The 19,087-nt window shown below is 41.3% G+C and carries 17 protein-coding genes; 3 read left to right on the top strand and 14 right to left on the bottom strand.

Annotated elements, in window-relative coordinates:
* Positions 1–70: 70 nt before the first annotated feature.
* The 4 genes from ACTJLE_RS03210 to ACTJLE_RS03195 all read right to left on the bottom strand — a co-directional run bounded on the left by ACTJLE_RS03210 (position 71) and on the right by ACTJLE_RS03195 (position 2,157).
* A complete protein-coding gene (locus ACTJLE_RS03210; RefSeq protein ID WP_481267393.1) occupies positions 71–916 on the bottom strand; it encodes a nucleotidyl transferase AbiEii/AbiGii toxin family protein in 846 nt (281 codons plus the stop codon).
* The gene (locus ACTJLE_RS03205) at positions 913–1,503 is read right to left on the bottom strand and encodes a type IV toxin-antitoxin system AbiEi family antitoxin domain-containing protein (RefSeq protein WP_481267392.1); all 591 of its coding nucleotides are present in this window, start codon (positions 1,501–1,503) and stop codon (positions 913–915) included. Before ACTJLE_RS03205 ends, ACTJLE_RS03210 begins: the two co-directional genes overlap by 4 nt.
* A 116-nt stretch (positions 1,504–1,619) precedes the next feature.
* The gene (locus ACTJLE_RS03200; protein WP_481267391.1) at positions 1,620–1,895 is read right to left on the bottom strand and encodes a type II toxin-antitoxin system RelE/ParE family toxin; all 276 of its coding nucleotides are present in this window, start codon (positions 1,893–1,895) and stop codon (positions 1,620–1,622) included.
* On the bottom strand, positions 1,888–2,157 hold the full coding sequence (locus ACTJLE_RS03195) for a type II toxin-antitoxin system RelB/DinJ family antitoxin (RefSeq protein ID WP_016796973.1): 270 nt from the start codon (positions 2,155–2,157) through the stop codon (positions 1,888–1,890). The genes ACTJLE_RS03200 and ACTJLE_RS03195 overlap by 8 nt, the downstream gene beginning before the upstream one ends.
* Positions 2,158–2,403: 246 nt before the next feature.
* On the opposite strand from ACTJLE_RS03195, the gene ACTJLE_RS03190 reads away from it, so the two are divergent.
* The gene (locus ACTJLE_RS03190) at positions 2,404–3,654 is read left to right on the top strand and encodes an ATP-binding protein (protein ID WP_481267390.1); all 1,251 of its coding nucleotides are present in this window, start codon (positions 2,404–2,406) and stop codon (positions 3,652–3,654) included.
* Between the two features lie 172 nt (positions 3,655–3,826).
* On the opposite strand, the gene ACTJLE_RS03185 is transcribed toward ACTJLE_RS03190, so the two are convergent.
* The 5 genes from ACTJLE_RS03185 to nrdH all read right to left on the bottom strand — a co-directional run bounded on the left by ACTJLE_RS03185 (position 3,827) and on the right by nrdH (position 9,037).
* Complete coding sequence (locus ACTJLE_RS03185) at positions 3,827–4,435, bottom strand: hypothetical protein (RefSeq protein WP_481267389.1); 609 nt, start codon at positions 4,433–4,435, stop codon at positions 3,827–3,829.
* 361 nt (positions 4,436–4,796) lie between these two features.
* On the bottom strand, positions 4,797–5,876 hold the full coding sequence (gene nrdF / locus ACTJLE_RS03180) for a class 1b ribonucleoside-diphosphate reductase subunit beta (protein WP_481267388.1): 1,080 nt from the start codon (positions 5,874–5,876) through the stop codon (positions 4,797–4,799).
* Between the two features lie 97 nt (positions 5,877–5,973).
* On the bottom strand, positions 5,974–8,208 hold the full coding sequence (gene nrdE, locus ACTJLE_RS03175) for a class 1b ribonucleoside-diphosphate reductase subunit alpha (protein WP_481267387.1): 2,235 nt from the start codon (positions 8,206–8,208) through the stop codon (positions 5,974–5,976).
* A gap of 72 nt (positions 8,209–8,280) precedes the next feature.
* A complete protein-coding gene (gene nrdI, locus ACTJLE_RS03170; protein ID WP_481267386.1) occupies positions 8,281–8,772 on the bottom strand; it encodes a class Ib ribonucleoside-diphosphate reductase assembly flavoprotein NrdI in 492 nt (163 codons plus the stop codon).
* Positions 8,765–9,037: a glutaredoxin-like protein NrdH gene (nrdH, locus tag ACTJLE_RS03165; protein WP_119487099.1), complete on the bottom strand. Its 273-nt coding sequence runs from the start codon at positions 9,035–9,037 to the stop codon at positions 8,765–8,767. The genes nrdI and nrdH overlap by 8 nt, the downstream gene beginning before the upstream one ends.
* A gap of 422 nt (positions 9,038–9,459) precedes the next feature.
* On the opposite strand from nrdH, the gene gndA reads away from it, so the two are divergent.
* Positions 9,460–10,914, top strand: coding sequence for an NADP-dependent phosphogluconate dehydrogenase (gene gndA / locus ACTJLE_RS03160; protein ID WP_481267385.1), 1,455 nt, complete (start codon positions 9,460–9,462; stop codon positions 10,912–10,914).
* A gap of 93 nt (positions 10,915–11,007) precedes the next feature.
* On the opposite strand, the gene pgl is transcribed toward gndA, so the two are convergent.
* The 4 genes from pgl to ACTJLE_RS03140 all read right to left on the bottom strand — a co-directional run bounded on the left by pgl (position 11,008) and on the right by ACTJLE_RS03140 (position 17,133).
* Positions 11,008–11,841 (bottom strand): 6-phosphogluconolactonase, encoded by an 834-nt coding sequence (pgl, locus tag ACTJLE_RS03155; protein WP_481267384.1) that lies wholly within the window; start codon positions 11,839–11,841, stop codon positions 11,008–11,010.
* A gap of 66 nt (positions 11,842–11,907) precedes the next feature.
* The gene (locus ACTJLE_RS03150) at positions 11,908–12,849 is read right to left on the bottom strand and encodes a glucose-6-phosphate dehydrogenase assembly protein OpcA (RefSeq protein WP_481267383.1); all 942 of its coding nucleotides are present in this window, start codon (positions 12,847–12,849) and stop codon (positions 11,908–11,910) included.
* Positions 12,846–14,426: a glucose-6-phosphate dehydrogenase gene (zwf, locus tag ACTJLE_RS03145; RefSeq protein WP_481267399.1), complete on the bottom strand. Its 1,581-nt coding sequence runs from the start codon at positions 14,424–14,426 to the stop codon at positions 12,846–12,848. Before zwf ends, ACTJLE_RS03150 begins: the two co-directional genes overlap by 4 nt.
* A gap of 148 nt (positions 14,427–14,574) precedes the next feature.
* Positions 14,575–17,133 (bottom strand): acyltransferase family protein, encoded by a 2,559-nt coding sequence (locus ACTJLE_RS03140; protein WP_481267382.1) that lies wholly within the window; start codon positions 17,131–17,133, stop codon positions 14,575–14,577.
* Positions 17,134–17,342: 209 nt separating this feature from the next.
* Here ACTJLE_RS03140 and ACTJLE_RS03135 point away from each other — a divergent pair, with 209 nt between their 5' ends.
* On the top strand, positions 17,343–17,837 hold the full coding sequence (locus ACTJLE_RS03135; protein ID WP_004105658.1) for an inorganic diphosphatase: 495 nt from the start codon (positions 17,343–17,345) through the stop codon (positions 17,835–17,837).
* A gap of 144 nt (positions 17,838–17,981) precedes the next feature.
* Here the strand turns inward: ACTJLE_RS03135 and ACTJLE_RS03130 are convergent, their stop codons facing one another.
* Positions 17,982–18,773: a beta-carotene 15,15'-monooxygenase gene (locus ACTJLE_RS03130; RefSeq protein ID WP_481267381.1), complete on the bottom strand. Its 792-nt coding sequence runs from the start codon at positions 18,771–18,773 to the stop codon at positions 17,982–17,984.
* Positions 18,774–19,087: the final 314 nt, after the last annotated feature.

The raw sequence follows: 19,087 nt of genomic DNA, 5'->3' as shown, positions 1-19,087 counted from the left end.
AAGATATATGACGCAAAGCGACATTTTTATGTCGCCAAAATTGTCGTCTTGTCGCCAATGAATACAAAATTTAATCATTTTGCTTAGCATTAAGAACGTTCAATAAGTTTATAATTTCATCAAGTACGCTTGAAAATGTTATTCCTTTTGTATAACTATATTTTTTCGAATAATTTTGCCACTGTTGCTTTTGCACATCATCAGTTTTAAAAGATTCTAGAAGCTTAATTATCTTATTAAAATCTAATTCTGTTTCACGATATAAGAAAGTTCTTTGACAAGCTATCACTAATTGCGAAAAATCAATATCATTCTTTTTTAATTTTAAAAGAATAAAAATATCATAAAAATCTTTACTGCGACTATTTAAAAAATTGCGTGAATAAATAGTCTGAAGCTTTTCCGCTAATATACTTTCAACGTTATAAGCAATAATTGGGAATGTTTCATCAGTAAAAATAGCTTTATAGTAGTAATTTATTGGCTGTGGCGTAACAACATCACCAGTAGCAATATCCAAATGAACAATTTGTTTAATATTTTCCAACTCACACAAAATTGTTGCGCGATATCCTCCATAATCATCGCTTTCTTTAATAGCCGTAATAGACTGAATAGAAAAACTTATATTATCTTTTGAATTTGCAAAAACTTCTGTCAGTTGTTTTTGAACTTTTTCTTCTGAAAGTTCCATTTTATGAAACTGAAAGTCAATATCCACCGTACTGCGGGAATCGATACCTATTATGTTTGACAGAAGGAATCCACCTTTGAAAACATAGTGATTTGAATAATGGCTTTGGCTTAATCTTTTCAAAATAACTTCAAGAAAATAATAAGTCATAATAGAATTAAATGTTAAACCAGTCTTTGCAGACTTTTTATGACACAATGCTGTTAATTTTGCCTTATTCACAGTAGCACTTCCAGTGTTTGCTTAATTTTATTGGATATATTCATTTTTGTTGCATACTCATGAAGTTTTATAAGATCTTTCCCATTGTACTTACTATAAGCTTGAAGAGTTTTAACAAAGAGTTCAGAATCAATGCTGTTTCTGTTTATTATAAAATCACAAATAATACGTTCAAAATCATAGACACGTACTTTATTACCCATCGGGGTAGCCGTTGTAGTAACGCCTAACTTGCTATACAATTTTGAAACCCAATGAATAGCTAAATTTGAGGGTGGATTATTAAAACGATATCCTCTAGGAACGCTTACTTCAAAATGTTGTGGAATTTCATCTGTAAAACCTTGAAGATAAAGAGCTGAAACATAAGAGAATACGGCCTGCGGATAACGATATTGAAAGAAGTAATATTCATCATAATCACCATTGGGAGAGAGGAAAATCCCCCTTTCAATTCGATTAATAACACCTTCGTTTTTCAAACGAGTTAAATATATAGTTGGAATATCTAACGTTTTACAAGCCTTGTATGTAATTATTCCATGATTATTATCTAAATAGTTAAGGAGTATCTCTTTGTTTGACACAATAGCCTCACTTCTGTTGCTTTCATACTAATATTTTATATTTTTTGTAGTGTAAAAGCAACAAAGAATTGCAACGCTACATTTTTTAAGCAAGTTATCGTGGCAGTTTTTTCTAGCTAGAATAAGTCGTCGTGAGATCCTAAGCGTAGGAATATAATGCAATCTTCTTTAACTTGATACAACAGTAGAACGTCTGCAAACACATGCAATTCATGCACGCCTTTGTATGAGCCTTTAAGAATATGATCTCTATAAGTTGCAAGCTCGCGAGAATCTGCGCCATTGCAAATAAGTCTTACAATATTGATTACTTGCTCAATATCGTAATGCTTCTGCTTATATTTCTTAACATCTCGCAGATAGATTGGGCTATAAAATGGCGGTTTAGGCATTGCGCATCAGCTCAGCAAAATCGTCTACAGTACCTGCAGCTATTGGTTTTTCTTTCATAGCTTCATCAAGAGCGTGCTCGTATGGAGAACTTTCAAGTGAAAATGGGAAACGTTGCGTATTTACAATCTGATACAAAAATAAGTTGACTGCTGAACTCATATCAAGACCATAATGTTCAAGAACTTGCGATGCGCTATCTCGTATTTCTGGATTAACTCTTACACTTAATCTGCCTGTTCTAGCTGTTTTTGTAGAAGTCATATCGTTTCCTTTAAACTCAAAATCATGAATTTGTTATTCATGCTTTGCTTTATTATAACAGACCTACAGCACCCAACATAATACCAAAGTAGCACCATTGTGTACACAATTATTACTAAATCACACGTTATCGTGGCAGAAATTGCAAATCTAGCAAAAACTGCCACGATAACTCGGTTTTTGCGATATAATATAACTCATGTGCCAATGTGAAAAGGAGTTTGGCTCTCATAAAAGGATTTTGCTATGACCGTGAATCAAGAAAAACTGTATCGCCGCGAGAAGTATCTTAGCAAAATTCGCGCGTTCTACGATGATAGCGACCTAATCAAAGTGATTACTGGCATTCGCAGATGCGGTAAATCAAGTCTTATGCGAACGATTATCGATGAGCTTAAAGAACGAAGTAATCCAGTTCCAGAATCTAATATTATTTATATAAATCTTGATAAGCGCGAATACAGAAACGTAAAAACAGCAGATCAACTTGACGCTCTTATAGAAAAACTTACTAATACTAGCGGCTTAAAATACGTGTTTTTAGATGAAATACAAAATGTTAAAGGATTCGAAGAAGTAGTAAATGGCTTTAGAGAAGAAGGCGAATATTCTATTTTTATAACGGGATCCAACTCCTATTTGTTAAGTGGCGAATTAGCAACAAAATTAACTGGAAGATATCTTGAATTTGAGATGTTTCCGCTAACTTTTGACGAGTATGAAGATTTCAAAAAATTCTATGATAAACCAGTAGATTCCGACATTAGTAAAGAGCTTAATAATTATATTCTCGAAGGTGGTTTCCCTCGTACTATTGCCATAGATAATATGAGTGACAAGCGAACGTATGTAAGTAATGTTATTAGAGAAATTTTTGATAAAGATATTAAAACTCGAGTAAAAATTAAAGATACGCAAGCGTTTGAAGCGGTACGTAATTATATTATTAACAATTTTGGCGCTACGACTAGTATCAATAGCTTGTGCGAAGCTTTAAAAAAGAGCGGATTAGCTATAAGTCGTACTACCTTAGCAAGGTATATTCGCGTTCTTTCGGATGCGAAAATCATTTATGAATGCCCACGTTTCGATATGAAATCAAAACGTGCTCTTTCTGGAGAAAAGAAGTATTACTTAGCAGATTTAAGTTTTTATTACGCTCTCAATACAGATAATCGCGTAAACTATGGTCCTACTTTGGAAAATATTGTGTACTTATATGCTAAAAGCTTTGGGTACTCTGTAAGCGTTGGACGTATTGGAAAGTTGGAGTGTGATTTTATTCTGCGCAATGCAGATATGGATTACGCTTACACACAAGTAGCTTATACGATTTTACTGAGTCAGGAAACAGAAGACCGCGAGTATAGGGCTTTAGAAGCTATCCATGATAATTATGAAAAGTATGTTATGACCATGGATTCGCTTATACAAAAACGTAACGGCATTAAGCACGTAAACATTGCAGATTTTATTAAAAATAAGCAGATTTTTTAGAAAACTAGAATAAATAACTCGTATAACATAGCGACTGTGCAATTAAAGTCGCGCAATATAGTCGCGTAATCAGTTAAAAAATATTGCCTGTTCATCAACCTCGTCGATACACAGGCAATATTTTCAAAACAACAAAATTTGGCAAATAGCCTAAATTTTGCGACTGAAGCATTTATTCTTCTGCTGCGTCAAGAACTACTAAACGTTGTCCGCCGTAAGTTCTGGCATCAAGGCAAGTTTGAATAAAGTAAGCAGATTTAGGGAATGCTTTGATATACTCCTTGAAATCGACTAATAATTTATCTGCGCTGCCGTTTCCTTCAAAATCTTTATAATCTATAACTTTATAATCATTGCCGTCTAGTTTAACTGGTGTGCCCTTTTCGAGCTTCCTTAATAAAGCTCCTGAACTATTTAAACGGTCGACGAGCATGTAGTGACCAGTATTAACTTGGAACCAGTCGTCTTGAATTGTCCAGTGATAAAAAGCATCTTTTACATATGCCAACTGATCAGGGTAAGCATCCCAAATAACGCGTTTAGTTTCGCCTAAGGCTTCGAAAGTTCCTTCTTGGCCTATTACGAAAGCTTCAATAAGTTTCGGTCTTGGAGGTTTTTGGGGCTTTATTATGTCGCGTATTATTTTCTTCGGCGCCGTACGTATTATTTTCTTCGGTACTGGATTATTTATTAATTTTGGACTATTGCATGCCGATATTCCTACTAACAAACTAGATATCATTACAACGCCGAGCAATTTTTTATAAGTCATTTTCCCCATAAATGGACTTCTTTCTTCTTATAGATGCGGCTAGCGTTTGTTAGGCATCCTTATTAACCGGACTCCAATTTTAGTACTTGCTCGGTTCAGCCCAAAAATCTTGGTTTGAACGTGAGTAGGAAGCGATAGTCACTTCTGATTTGCGCATAAAGATATTAACAAAAACATATCCTTTTTTCCATAGTTTTATCATAAAGCTGAGCAGTCTGTGCTACTTTCTAATTTTTAGTTTTTACGTAGGCTCTATTTTGCTGTAATAATTAATCTACCTAAATTAAAATTGGTTAACTAATTAAATTAATTAGTTAACCAATCAGTTAGTCAGTAAATTAAACAGTAAGTTAATCAATCAACTGTGCGATTAGAAGTCCCAATCGTCGTCGTCGGTTTCAACAGACTTGCCCATAATGTAGCTGGAACCAGAGCCGGAGAAGAAGTCGTGATTTTCGTCGGCAGCAGGAGAAAGAGCCGCAAGAATTTCCGGACTTACATGAGTTTCTTCTTCGCTGTACTTAGCAGGGTAACCAAGGTTCATCAAAGCCTTGTTAGCGTTGTAACGAACGAAGTCAAAAACGTCATCGTGGAAGTCAAATCCTTCATAAATCTGACCAGAATACTCAACTTCCAAATCGTACAAAGTATCAAGCAAGTTCATAGTAAACTTTTCAAGATTCTTCTTATCGTTCTCGCTTCTAAGCTCCAATCCGCGCTGGAACTTGTAGCCGGAGTAATAGCCGTGAATAGCTTTATCTCGCAAAATCAAACGAATCATATCTGCAGTGTTCATCATCTTGCCGCGAGAAGCAAAATAAAGTGGAAGGTAGAAGCCCGCGTAAAGAAGAAGCGAAGAAAGCATAGTTGCTGCAATCTTGCGCTTAAGCGGATCTTCGCTCTCATACTCGCAAAGCACGGTGGTAACGCGCTGCTGCAAAACGTCGTTTCCAACAGCCCAACGGTAAGCTTCGTCAATCTCTTCGCTAGAGCAAAGAGTGGAGAAAATAGAGGAGTAGGAGCGAGCGTGAATCGATTGCATAAAAGCAATATTCGTGTAAATAGCCTGCTCGTGCTCAGTGCGAGCGTGCTCAATCTGGCAAAGCTCACCAATAGTTGCCTGGCTTGTGTCAAGCAAAGTCAAGCCAGTAAAAACGCGAGTAGTGGTCTTGCGTTCAAGGTCGGTCAGTGTTCGCCAAGAAGGAATATCGTTGCTCAGCGGCACTTTTTCTGGAAGCCAGAAGTTAGCAATAAGACGATTCCAAACGTCCAAATCCTTGTCGTCAACAATATTATTCCAATTAACTGGGCGCACGCGCGAACCGTGATGATAGCGGTACTGAGCTGGAGTGATGGAAGCTGCCATCATAGCGTCATCTGCTATTACGCGATTCGTGCCGAAAGGCTTATCGAGGCTACTTCTAAGCTCGGTTGGGCTGAGTTCTGTCATAATTACTCCTGATTCTGTGTTTACGTTTTTATAAAATTTTTAAGTTTTGATTTAATTTTTGTAAGATTTACAGCGCTAAGATTTTTAGCGCTACGACTTACAGCGTGCAGCTTACGCAACCCTCGATTTCCGTACCTTCCAAAGCTTTCTGGCGAATACGAATGTAGTAAAGAGTCTTAATTCCCTTACGCCACGCGTAAATCTGAGCCTTGTTCAAATCGCGAGTAGTAGTAGTGTCTGGGAAGAACAAAGTAAGAGACAATCCCTGATCCACATGCTGAGTTGCTTCAGCGTAAGTGTCAATAATCGCCTTCCAACCAATCTCGTAAGCGTCCTTAAAGTACTGCATATTGTCATTCGTCATGTAAGCGGCAGGGTAGTAGACGCGACCAACTTTGCCCTCTTTACGAATCTCAATACGCGAAGCAATAGGGTGAATTGAACTCGTGGAATGATTGATGTACGAAATTGAACCAGTTGGAGGAACAGCTTGCAAATACTCGTTGTAAATGCCATCGCGCAAAATCTCGTCGCGCAACTGCTCCCAATCGCTGACGGTTGGAATTGCAACGTTAAAACGAGCAAACAAATCGCGAACCTTTTGAGTTTTAGGCTCAAGAGAGCGGCTGCCATCTGTGTACTTATCGAAATAGTTGCCTTTGCCTGCAGGCTTAGCGTAGGCGCTAGTCTTAAAGCTTGCAAAAGCGCGGCCGCGCTCCACAGCCAAAGCGTGAGAAGCCTTATAAGCGTGGTAAGCAACCGTCATAAAGTACATGTCTGTAAAGTCAAGAGCTTCCTCGCTTCCGTACTGCATGTGCTCGCGAGCAAGGAAACCGTGCAAATTCATTTGACCCAAGCCAATAGCGTGGCCTTCCTCGTTGCCGCGACGAATTGAAGGCACGGAATCAATCGAAGTGTGTTCGGAGACAGAAGTGAGAGCGCGCACAGCCAAATCAACGCTTTCGCCTAAGTTACCATCCATTGCCTTAGCGATATTAAGAGAGCCAAGATTGCAAGAAATATCGCGACCAACGTGGCTATAAGACAAGTCTGCATTATAAGTGCTTGCTTCTTGAGTTTGCAAAATCTCGGAGCACAAGTTGCTCATAGTAATGCGACCTTCAATAGGATTCGTGCGATTCACAGTATCCTCAAACAAAATGTAAGGGTAACCAGACTCAAACTGAATCTCTGCAAGAGTCATAAAGAATTCGCGAGCGTCAATGTACTTCTTATGAATGCGCGGATTTGCAACCATCTCATCGTAATGCTCGGTAACAGAAATGTCTGCGAAAGGCTTACCATACTCGCGCTCAACATCGTAAGGGCTAAACAAAGCCATTTTTTCCTTACGCTTAGCAAGCTCAAAAGTAATATCTGGAATCACAACACCCAAAGAAAGCGACTTAATACGAATCTTCTCATCCGCGTTCTCACGCTTAGTATCAAGGAAACGCATAATATCTGGATGGTGAGCATTAATATAAACGGCACCTGCACCCTGGCGAGCGCCAAGCTGATTAGCGTAAGAGAATGAATCTTCCAAAAGCTTCATAACAGGCACAACGCCGCTAGACTGATTCTCGATTCGCTTAATAGGAGCGCCAAGCTCGCGCAAATTCGTAAGCAAAAGCGCCACGCCGCCGCCGCGCTTAGAAAGTTGCAAAGCAGAATTAATTCCGCGCGCAATAGACTCCATATTATCTTCCAAACGCACGAGGAAACAGCTCACAGCCTCTCCGCGCTGAGCTTTACCAAGATTCAAGAACGTTGGGGTAGCTTGCTGGAAGCGTCCTGCGAGCATTTCGTCCAAATAGTTGAGAGCTGCTTTTTCGTCACCGTCTGCAAGTTCCAAAGCGACTGCAGCTGCACGCTGAGCGAAGTTTTCCAAATACTGCTTTCCGTCAAAAGTCTTTAAAGCGTAAGAAGTGTAGAACTTAAAAGCGCCCAAGAAAGTGCCGAAAGTGTGGTGAGCGGATTCTGCGTGCTCGTAGAATTTATCTAGAAACTCGTCGCTGTACTTTCCGAACACATTGCCGTTGTAATAGTAGTTGTCAATTAAATAATTCAAGCGTTCGCGAGTGGAAGCAAACTTCATGCTGTGTTCTTGCACGTAACCCGAAACGTAAAGCTTTTCTGCTTCCTGATCTTTGTCAAACTGAATGCCTTTTTCTGGGTCAAAAAGACCGAGCATAGCGTTAAGAACGTGGTAGTCGCGGCTGTTGCGAATGCGCTCTGCTGTGCTGCTGGCAGCTGCGTTTGCAGTTTCGCTGGAGTCAGTGTGATCAAGATTAAGCGAAGTAGATTCGCTCATCGGATCCGTGCTATTCATTTGATTATTCCTTTCCTCGTGCGTTAGTTTTGCTTTTCAAACGCTGTTTTTTGTTGATTTTGTTTATTTTGTTTATTTCGTTTCTTTTAATTGCCTTAAAAATCTAGGTATTCCCTGCGCCACTTTTTCAATATCTTCTTGAGTTCCTGTAAGCTCAAACGAATACATATTTGGAATAGCGCACTTTCCTGCAATCTGACCGCCTGCAGCGCAATAAGCGTCTCCAAAATTCGTGTTTCCGGAAGAAATTACGCCGCGAATAAACGAACGATTTTCGCGATTATTTAGGAATTTGCGAACTTGCATTGGTATTGCTTTTGAAATATTTCCGCCGCCGTAAGTTGGCACGATTAGCACGTACGGTTCGCGCACGTTTAATTCCGGATCTTTCGGACGAAGCGGTATTCGGTACACGTTTACGTTATTGCTTGGAAAATCGCAATTTTGCACGAATCGTAACGTGTTTTCGGAAACTGATGAAAAATATACTACAGCTCCGATTGATTCGCCTTGTGCACGAGATTCTGGTTCGCTTGGTTTTGTGATGTTTTCTTGTTCACTCATTGTTTTCAGCTTCTTTTGATGACTCCGTGGAAGTTCCGAGTCTATCTGCAATTTGTGCGATTAAATCTGGGCGGTATCCGCTCCAGGATGCATCTGGCGCAATTACTACAGGCGCTTGACGGTAGCCTGCATTGCGTAGCTGATCTAATGCTTCAGGACTTTTGGATAAATCAACAGTTTCAAAATTCACTCCGAGTTTTGTGAACTGTCGCTTAGTTGCATCACACTGTGGGCAATGAGGTTTGGTAAACACTGTAATTGTCATTTCAATCTCCTCTGGTGATGGGGAATTTCGTAATTCCTGGTTGTATCGACAAAAGCCAAGAAGCTAGCTTACTCCAAATAAGCACTATTTATAGTGGTGTGTCGATTGCATAAACACTACATATAGTTATTGCTTAAAATAGCTAAAAATAGCGTGTTTGTAAGCGTGTCGTGTTTTGTAAGTGGAATGTGCGCTTAGTTTTAGCTATTAAAAATGTAATTTTTATCACAAAATTTATATTTGCAACTACTAAATTTGTATATTGTGAAGCCTTGTGCATATCCGTCGATAAAATTAAAGTTGCGTTTCTTGAAGGGGCGTAACGCAAAGTAAAGATTGTGCATTTTATAGTTAATGCAGATTGCTTTAGTGCGCAAAGCGTGCGTGCAAACAAAACAAAATACAAGATAAGAGGTGTCATAATGACTCAAGCTCAGGCAAATATTGGCGTTGTTGGCTTGGCGGCCATGGGTTCTAATTTAGCGCGTAATCTCGCGCATCATGGCAATACTGTTGCTGTTTACAATCGTCATTATTCTCGCACCGAAACTTTGATGAACGAGCACGGTAGCGAAGGTGCTTTCGTTCCTGCAAAAACTGTTGAGGAATTTGTGGCATCTCTAAAGCGTCCGCGCACTGCAATAATCATGGTAAAAGCTGGTGCTCCTACGGATGCTGTTATTGAAGAACTTGCGAATGCTATGGAGCCGGGAGATATTATCGTTGACGGCGGAAACTCCTACTTTGAAGATACGATTCGCAGAGAGCGTGATATCCGCGCGCGTGGTCTTCATTACGTTGGTTGCGGTGTTTCTGGCGGCGAAGAAGGCGCTTTGCGCGGTCCTTCTATGATGCCGGGTGGCACTGAGGAATCTTGGAAAACTCTTGGCCCTATTTTGAAGTCGATTGCGGCTGTTGCAGAAGGCGAGCCTTGCGTAACGCATATTGGTACTGACGGCGCTGGTCATTTTGTGAAGATGGTTCACAATGGCATTGAGTACTCGGATATGCAGCTTATTGCTGAAAGCTACGATTTAATGCTTCGCGGCTTGGGGATGAAGTCCGACGAAATTGCGGATGTGTTTAGTGAGTGGAATAAGGGCGAGCTTGATTCTTATTTGATTGAGATTACTGCGGATGTGCTTCGCCAAAAGGATGCTAAGACCGGTAAGCCTTTAGTTGAGATGATGGTTGATCATGCTGGCATGAAGGGCACTGGTACTTGGACTGTGCAGTCTGCGCTTTCGCTTGGAATTCCAGTTACTGGTATTGCTGAAGCTGTGTTTGCTCGTGGACTTTCCAGCCAGGTTCACTTGCGTGAAGCTGCTGAAAGCCAAGGTTTAACTGGCCCGGACGCGCATTTTGATTTGAACGATGATGAGCGTAAGGCGTTTATTGATGATATTCGTCAAGCTTTGTACGCTTCTAAGATTGTCTCTTACGCACAGGGCTTCGACGAGATTGCGGCTGCTGCAATTGAGCATGATTGGAAGATTGACCAAGCTGCTGTTGCTCGCATTTGGCGAGGTGGATGCATTATTCGTGCTCAGTTCTTGAACCGTGTTTCTGAGGCTTTTGAGTCCGGTGAAGCAAGCGTTTCTTTGCTTTTCGCTCCTTACTTTAAGGATGCTATTGAAAAGTCGCAGGCTGCTTGGCGTCGTGTTATTGCGCGTGCAGTTGAGCATGGCGTGCCTGTTCCAGCATTCTCCAGCTTGCTTGCATACTATGATGGTTTGCGTTCCAAGCGTTTGCCAGCTTCGTTGATTCAAGCTCAGCGCGACTTCTTCGGCGCTCACACTTACGGACGCATTGACGAGCCAGGCGTATTCCACACTTTGTGGGCAGAGCCTAATCGCCCAGAAGTAAAGCAAGATTAAAACAAATAATATTTATAAATAACAGGCTTCTGTATTTGTTATGCAGAAGCCTGTATTTTATTGTGATGAATTATTATGCGCATTTCGCGAAATCTAGTCAATACACTCAATAGCAGCTTGCAGTGTGCCTGCGGTGGTTAGCCAAGAGATTTCGTCAGTTCCGTTTGCAAAAGACGCAGGATATTCAGGATTATTAGCTCCCGAAAGTGAATTCATTAAAGCAGCGCCCTTTTCTGCTCCAGCAGTCAAAAACCAAGTGCAGCGACTGTGAGCCAGCACAGGAACTGTAAGAGACAATCGCATTGGCGGAAGCTTAGGGGAGTGGTTTACGCCAACAACAATGCGCTCGCGATTATTAACTTGCGGCAATCCCGGGAAAAGAGAAGCCATATGCGCGTCCGGGCCCATGCCAAGAATTGCTAAATCAAATACTGGCTCTGGCCCAAGTAATCCTATAATTTCTTCCTCATAGTCGCGCGCTGCAGCATCTAAAATAGCGTCATTTTCAGCGTCGCTGGCTGCTGCAATTTCTTTCGCACTACGTTCATCTGCCGGCATCTCGTGAATATGAGATTCTGCCAAAGCTTTGTGAGAAGTAAGTAAGTCGAGAAGCGCTTCGCGAGTTTTGCGTGCGTTACGATCCTCGCTATCGTAAGCTACGAAACGCTCATCTGCCCACCAAATATGCACTAAATCCCAATCAATCACAGTCAAAAGTGGGTTGCTGGCAAGCATTTGGAACATGCGAATTGAATCCGTACCGCCAGTAATAAGTAAATGGAATGGCTTGTCGAGATTTTGCACATTAGCTTGTGATTCCATAATAATAATTGCCAAGCGTTGAGCTGCAATGGCTGAAAGTACGTCAGGGTTATTGTAGCCGTAAACGCTTGCGTTGTGCGCAAAAGTAACTTCGCTATCTGTCATAGTTATTCCTTTTATGCCGTTAAAAATGTTTCACGCGTTGTTTCACGTTTTGTATTTTTTATAGACTTAATTATTTTCTGCAGGATTATCTCGAACCAGCTGCGCGTAAATTTCGTCCGGATCAATGCGTCGCAATTCCTCGCTTAAGCAATCATCCAAAGTGCGAATAGGAAGAGCAATAGGCTGAGCAGTCTGATAGGGAAGACTAATTAAAGCTTGATCTCCTCCAGCAGGGCGAGTAAGAGACAAAGTGCCATCCTCGCGCTCTAAAGTTACGGAAGTAATAGCTTTAGCATCAGGATTTTCGACTATTTCTACAGGCACACGCAGACTGCTCTTAAGCCAAGCCGCAAGCAAATGCAAAGAAACATAGTGCGTAGGGCCGGTAACTTTTGCGCTAGTAATTGGCAAATGCGGAGGCTGATCAAGCATAGAAGCAAGTAAAGCACGCCATGGAGTAAGACGCGTCCAAGACAAATCTGCATCTTGCGGAGACCAGTTTTTGCGCAAGTTTTGAACAGTTTTAAGAGTGTCATCTGCGCGCTGAGCGTCAGTAATTCTGCTACTAGCCATAGCTCCAAGCAAATCGTGAGCAGGATCTTCAGGAGCATTCGTTGGCCACCAAGCTACAATCGGCGCATCCGGCACAAGCAGCGGAATAACAAGCGTATCCGGGTGACGAACCAGGCCGTTATGCGGATACAAAATAATAATTTCGCCAGCTCCAGCATCAGCACCAAAACGCACTTGAGCGTCAAGATTTGGCACAACTTCTCCGCGTTCAGCAGCATCCTCGCTAGACCAGTCTCGAACCATAGCAATAACTCGGCAAGGATGCTCGCGACTTGCAGCATTAGCAGCTTCGAGAGCATGCTCCAATTCCTTAAGATCCGTGTCGATTAAAAGAGTAAGAACGCGTCCGGTTGCAGATTCTCCGCGCTCTTCGTGCAATTCGTCGATTTTTTGCGAAATTTTACTGGTATTAGTATCAGGAAGGTTGATAATCATGGCAGCCTCCAATGGCGATTATTACGAGCAAGCATATCGTCAGCTTCCTTAGGACCCCAAGTTCCAGCGCGATACGGCTGTGGTTGTGTGCCAAGAGAACTCCAGAATTCCTCAATAGGATCCAAAATCTTCCAGCTCAAATCTACTTCTTCAGTAGTTGGGAACAGTGGAGGTTCTCCAAGAAGAACGTCAAGAATTAAGCGCTCGTAAGCTTCAGGTGAGCTTTCTGTAAAAGAACGTCCGTAACTAAAGTCCATAGAAACGTCGCGAACTTCCATAGCAGTTCCTCCAGGAACTTTTGCGCCGAAACGCATAGTAACGCCCTCGTCTGGCTGAACGCGAATCACAATAGCATTACTACCAAGCTCTCGAACAGCAGTTGATTCAAACGGCAAGTGCGGAGCGCGTTTAAAAATCACAGCAATTTCCGTAACGCGCTTTCCTAAACGTTTGCCGGTTCGCAAATAGAATGGCACTCCAGCCCAGCGGCGAGTATCAACGTCTAGTCGCACGGCAGCATACGTTTCAGTAGTGCTTTTAGGGTCGATTCCTTGCTCTTCCAAATAGCCAACTGCTTTATAAGAGCCTTGCCATCCTGCTGCATACTGTCCGCGAGCAGTATTTGCTGCCAAATCGTGAGGCAAACGAATAGCAGATAAAACTTTCGTTTTTTCTGCAGTCAAATCGCTGGCGCGGAAACTTACAGGCTCTTCCATAGCGGTAAGTGCCATAAGCTGAAGCAAGTGGTTCTGAATCACATCTCGTGCAGCACCAATGCCGTCGTAATAACCGGCACGTCCGCCAATACCAATATCTTCAGCCATCGTAATTTGCACGTGATCAACATAATTCGCGTTCCAAATCGGCTCGTACATTGCGTTAGCAAAACGGAAAGCAAGCAAATTTTGCACCGTTTCCTTACCCAAATAATGGTCAATGCGGAATACTGAATTAGGATCAAAAACTTCTGAAACAACGCGGTCTAATTCGCGAGCGCTCGCTAAATCATGGCCGAAAGGCTTTTCAATAATTACGCGGCGCCACGCGTGTTCGGAAGAGTGAGAAAGTCCGGATGCTGCTAACTGTTGCGCAACAATAGGGAAGCTTGAAGGCGGAATAGACATGTAAAATGCGTGGTTTCCGCGCGTACCGCGATCCCTATCTAACTCGTTTACCGTTTTGCTTAAACGCTCAAACGCAGAAGCATCGTCAAAAGTGCCGCGCACGAAACGTATGCCTTTTGCAAGATTAATCCAAGTTGACTCGCGAAATGGAGTACGGCAATGCTGCTCAATATTTTCGCGCACAAAGTTTACGAAATGCTCATCCGTCCAGTCTCGTCTTGCAAAACCAGTTAAACCAAATCCTGGAGGAAGAAGTCCACGGTTCGCTAAATCGTACACTGCTGGCATAAGCTTTTTGCGTGCTAAATCGCCTGTAATTCCAAAAATTACCAAACTGCACGGGCCAGCGATGCGAGCTAAACGCAAGTCGCGCGGATCTCGCAATGGGTTCGTCCACGCAGACTCGTCATCAGTAGCGTGTTGCGTGTTAAAAGGAATCCTCAACTCAGTCATATATACCATCGTAATATTTTGACGCTATTTTTCCTACTCGAGTTGCTATTTTAGTTACATTTTCGATATAGGATTTTCTTGTAGCTAACGCAAAATCGTTACGCTTGTTAAAATCTGAGTTTTTAAAATGCGTTAATCCTTTATTAAATTACGCTCCGCACAACGCAAGTCGAATCATCTTCGAGTATTGCGGGCCGCCGACTGGAGTTAAATGAACGCCATCATCTGTTAAGTATTCAGAATGGCCTTCACTAAAACCGTGCCAATCAATAATGCCAACGTTAGGATGCGTTGCCGCAAACTTGCGCAAGCGATCGTTAGTTACATCCTGCCAAGGCTGCGGAACGCGAGTTGTGACGAAATAAACAGGTTTGCCATGAACTACGTCAACCATATGTTGGAGCACGCTGTCATCGTGTGGAGGACCATTCGTGCCTAGAGCGTAGATAACTATATCTCCAGCATGCTTGCCCGAAATATCCTGCTCGTATTCATCAGCACCGTGGAAGATTTGCCGACTTACTTTTCCGTCAATATAAGCGTTCGGCATAACTTTTAACAAGTACGGCTTAGCGCCTTCCGTAATGGAATCTCCAACCATTGTGAAGTTTACAGAACAAGTTCCCGTGTTCTTGTCGATTCTAGTATGTGAAGCAATAAGATTTCTTGGAACTTTTTCTGCAATAGGGAATAGTATGCGATGCTTCGATGGGGTTGGAGGAAGCGTCTGCTTTGTTACGTTTTTACGCAATCCTTTTATCTTCTTACGCGTTGAAGAAGATCCTGCTTTATTTGAAGAAGAGTTCTTCTTTTGCGTATTTTGTTGCGCTGTAGCTGCTGATAATTCTGGACGGAGCTGTATAGAACGCTGTTCTGCAATGCTGCGCCAGTTTAAAGGCAACGCAATTAACGCAACTGTTATTACGCAGCAGATTGTTAATGCTACGCAATGTATTAGCTTATGCAAATGATTTTTTGCTTTATTTTCAAACAGCTGGTAGAAGCATTCCGCTATTACAACTGTGGCAGCTAATTGAAGTAACTGTTCCCACCAAGAAACTGCGGTTGTTCTAGTTGCAGGATTGCATAATTCAAGTAATGGGAAATGTACTAAATAAATCGCAAAAGATCGCTTGCCTAAGTAAGCTAATGGTTTTAAAGCAAATATTCTGGAGCAAATATTGTCGGATTGAGTGCAAGACCAAACTATAATCGTGCAAGCTGCAGCGGTTATAGTGTATCCGCCAAAAGTAAATACAGAAGAAGTACCATCTGCGTATACAAAGCAAAGGCACAGAATTATTGTTGCTGCAATTCCTATAGCAGAACGCTGCCAAGACTTCAAAGGAGAGTAAAACACTGTTTTTGGAGTGTTAAAAGCATCTTCTGGAAGCTCGCGTATGTCGGATGCGTCCGGCTTCTTTCCGGAAGTTTCAGAAGAATCTTGCGCATCTTCTGTTAAATCAATTTGCAATCCTGCGCGTAAATCTTCAGGAATACCATCGTCGTAAGCATTTTTTTCGGCGCTTATTTCTGAGGATGCGCTTGATTGCGATTCTGAATTATTCGAAGCATTTTCGTAATTGTCTGCTTTATTCTTCGAAAGCTCAACAATAATATTCTTCTTACCGCGCACAAAATACCACACGTGAATAAGCCATGCGTGTAAAGAATGCTTACTAAACCATGCGCAGTACATTGCAAGCATTGCGCCTAGCAAAAATTCCGAAGCGCGAGTATCAAGCGAATAGTACACGCGAGCTGGAGTTGTGTAATTGCCAAACAAATACGCAAAAGTAAAAGTAAGAGCAGAAGAAAGTATTGCTAAACCAGCAGTTATGTACATTCTTACCATTGCTTTTCTTACGAACTTTATTAACGCTGTAAGAATAAGCGGCCAAATTATGAATGCTTGCATAACAAGGCCCAAATACCAAAGATGCTTAATAGGGGAAGGCAATCCGCTCTGTTCAAAATAAGATAGCTTTCTAGCTACATACATTATGTTGCTAAAGAAGCCTGCTCCCGAAAAAGCGTCTGCTTGTAATTTTGGAAGTAAACTTGGCGAGAAAAGCCACATTATTGGTGCTGTAACGCCAATAATTCCAAGTGTTGGCGGCCAAATTCTTTTAATTCGGTGCCAAACATACTGCCAATAGTTATGCACTCCGCGATTTGAATCAGTGCTATTTTCCTTCTCGCGCACGCTTATGTAACGCAAAACTGTGCGCGTGCAAAAATATCCAGAAAGAACTAAGAAAAGTGTTACGCCTAAAAATCCGCCTGTAAGCATGCTAGGGCGCATGTGAAAGCACACAATTCCAATAATTGCGAGCGCGCGTAATCCGTCGATTGCTAGATTTCTTTTAGGAGCAGACTCTTGTGGCTTTTTGGTGATGTTATTTTCTTTATTTGCAGACGAATCAATTTTGTTAGTCGAATCTTTCTTAACGTCAAAAGTATTCGCTACGGATTCTTTTTTAGAATATGTATTTTCTGCTACGGCTTTTTTACTTGTGCTTGGTTTAGTAGCAATATTTTTTGCTTTAGCTTTCCCTTGATTAGGTGTCGAATTAAGCGGTGAAACAGTGTTGGCATTCACGCGTTTCTTTTTGGTCATTTTGCCTGCACTTTGTAAAACATGCTGGTATGTTTTTGCAACATATTGTGTGTAAAACAGAGCCATAATAACTGCGTATTGAGACACTTCGATTGATAAAGCGTGTCTTGCTAAAATGCTTGATATATCAACGAAAATACAGATTTTTCCATGCAATTTTTCGATGGATTTTTGATTTTTTATTGCACTTGATTATGCAGTTGAAAAAATTGTTACAGCATAACGTTCTTTGGTGCGCGCTAAAGTGAGAGGGAACAGTTATATGAATTGTTATCAACTCTATAAAAGGAGCCAAAATGGCAGAAACTTTTAATGTTGTGGTTGAAATCCCACGCGGTTCTAAAAACAAGTATGAAGTAGACCACGAAACTGGTCGCGTGTTCTTGGATCGTACCCTCTTTACCGCAATGGGTTACCCAGATGATTACGGCTACATTGATGGCACTTTGGGCGAAGATGGCGATCCACTTGACGCTCTCGTGATGATTCCAAATTCTGTGTTCCCAGGTTGCGTTGTTGAGTGCCGCGCTGTTGGCTTGTACCACATGGTTGATGAAGCGGGTGGAGACGATAAGGTTTTGTGCGTGCCTGCAGATGTTCGTTTTGATGACATCAAGGATATTGATGACGTTAACGAGTATCACAAGGCTGAAATCAAGCACTTCTTCGAGCAGTACAAGGCTTTGGAGCCAGGCAAGGAAGTTCTTCCTGGTGACTTCTGGGCTGGCGTAGAGCAGGCTGAGAAGGAAATTGTTGCTGCACGCAAGCGTTTGGAAGAAAGCGAAAAGTAAGTTTCGTTTTTGCGTAAAGCAAGCTAATTAAGCTAAATTAAGCTGAATAAAGCTGAATAAGGCTAAATAAAGCTAAGTAAAAAATAAAATAAATCTAAAATAAAACGTCGAAAGCTACTTTTGTTTTCGGCGTTTTATTTTATTTCATGCTGCTATTAGCATTCCAAGACCTGCAATGTATACAAGCATTCCAGAAAACATGATTGGCATAATCGCAAATGCAATATCGTTAGTGGTTTTATTTTCGTAGTATTCGTTGCAATTATCTCGAACCCACAAATGCGAAAGTCCCGATAATAAAATCACCATTAAAATGCACAGCAGCATTACGAGGATTCCGCCATCTGTGCTGCGCAAAGATGGCATAAAACGAACAATAGACGGCAGGAACAGCCAGCCAGGTAAAGCTGCACAAGCAATACTTGCAGTTAAAGTGTGAGCAAGATTCCTGACTAAATTCGTGCGATTTTCGCGCATCATTTGTCTTAAGAAAGTTACAAAAGTGGCCGCAACAAGAATAAGCGCAAACGACACAGCCCATCTTTCGTATGGGCGAATAGCTGCAATGAATTTGCTCATTGATACAGTTTCGTTATCAATAATAACGCTTTGAGGAAGCCAGCCTTTCAAAGCAAAAGTTGCGCACCACGTAGAAGCAATTCCTGAGCATAAAGCAATAATGCGGTCAACTATATTGCCGTGTAGCGGCCATAATGCTAGGAATGCCAAAAGTATTATCATGCACAAAGCAAGTGTTATTTTTGCTGTTGCAACTGGTAGAGCAGCAGCAATTGCAAGAAGTAATACTACAACAATTTGGCTTGCAATCATTGAAATTGTGCTTGCGCGACGAGATTTATTCTTCTTATCAAGATTTGTGCAAGAAGTAGCATCTTTTTGCGTCTTATCGTTGCAAGTGCATGTTTCATCTCTCATACGCGCTCCCAGCTACTGTAAATGCCAAGTAAAATAAGCCAACTTCGTAATATTTCGGCTTTTGTTAATTCCTTACTAATATCGTATTCTACAACCTGCGCATGTATTTCGAATTATTTTATGTTGATACAACGTTTTTTAGAGATATTTATCAAGCATTTGCTAAATAATCTGATAACTATTTGCCAACTATTTACTAATTATTTGCTAACTATTTATTTAGCAATTAGTTAGCTTTTTGCAATATTTATTTACGAAATTGTGTTGATTATTTTAATATTCTTCGTGGCATGGTTTACAATGCCTGTAAAGGC

The organism is Gardnerella sp. CCPDSM (assembly GCF_056754715.1).
The sequence above is the reverse complement of the archived record's forward strand: the minus strand, read 5'-3'. Positions and strand labels throughout refer to the sequence as shown.

What these genes read in the sequence shown, in the direction of transcription:
- ACTJLE_RS03200 (WP_481267391.1), bottom strand. Translation starts at nt 1,895, where the DNA reads ATGCCTAAACCGCCATTTTATAGCCCAATCTATCTGCGAGATGTTAAG.
- ACTJLE_RS03195 (WP_016796973.1), bottom strand. Translation starts at nt 2,157, where the DNA reads ATGACTTCTACAAAAACAGCTAGAACAGGCAGATTAAGTGTAAGAGTT.
- ACTJLE_RS03190 (WP_481267390.1), top strand. Translation starts at nt 2,404, where the DNA reads ATGACCGTGAATCAAGAAAAACTGTATCGCCGCGAGAAGTATCTTAGC.
- ACTJLE_RS03185 (WP_481267389.1), bottom strand. Translation starts at nt 4,435, where the DNA reads ATGGGGAAAATGACTTATAAAAAATTGCTCGGCGTTGTAATGATATCT.
- nrdF (WP_481267388.1), bottom strand. Translation starts at nt 5,876, where the DNA reads ATGACAGAACTCAGCCCAACCGAGCTTAGAAGTAGCCTCGATAAGCCT.
- nrdE (WP_481267387.1), bottom strand. Translation starts at nt 8,208, where the DNA reads ATGAATAGCACGGATCCGATGAGCGAATCTACTTCGCTTAATCTTGAT.
- nrdI (WP_481267386.1), bottom strand. Translation starts at nt 8,772, where the DNA reads ATGAGTGAACAAGAAAACATCACAAAACCAAGCGAACCAGAATCTCGT.
- nrdH (WP_119487099.1), bottom strand. Translation starts at nt 9,037, where the DNA reads ATGACAATTACAGTGTTTACCAAACCTCATTGCCCACAGTGTGATGCA.
- gndA (WP_481267385.1), top strand. Translation starts at nt 9,460, where the DNA reads ATGACTCAAGCTCAGGCAAATATTGGCGTTGTTGGCTTGGCGGCCATG.
- pgl (WP_481267384.1), bottom strand. Translation starts at nt 11,841, where the DNA reads ATGACAGATAGCGAAGTTACTTTTGCGCACAACGCAAGCGTTTACGGC.
- ACTJLE_RS03150 (WP_481267383.1), bottom strand. Translation starts at nt 12,849, where the DNA reads ATGATTATCAACCTTCCTGATACTAATACCAGTAAAATTTCGCAAAAA.
- zwf (WP_481267399.1), bottom strand. Translation starts at nt 14,426, where the DNA reads ATGACTGAGTTGAGGATTCCTTTTAACACGCAACACGCTACTGATGAC.
- ACTJLE_RS03135 (WP_004105658.1), top strand. Translation starts at nt 17,343, where the DNA reads ATGGCAGAAACTTTTAATGTTGTGGTTGAAATCCCACGCGGTTCTAAA.
- ACTJLE_RS03130 (WP_481267381.1), bottom strand. Translation starts at nt 18,773, where the DNA reads ATGAGAGATGAAACATGCACTTGCAACGATAAGACGCAAAAAGATGCT.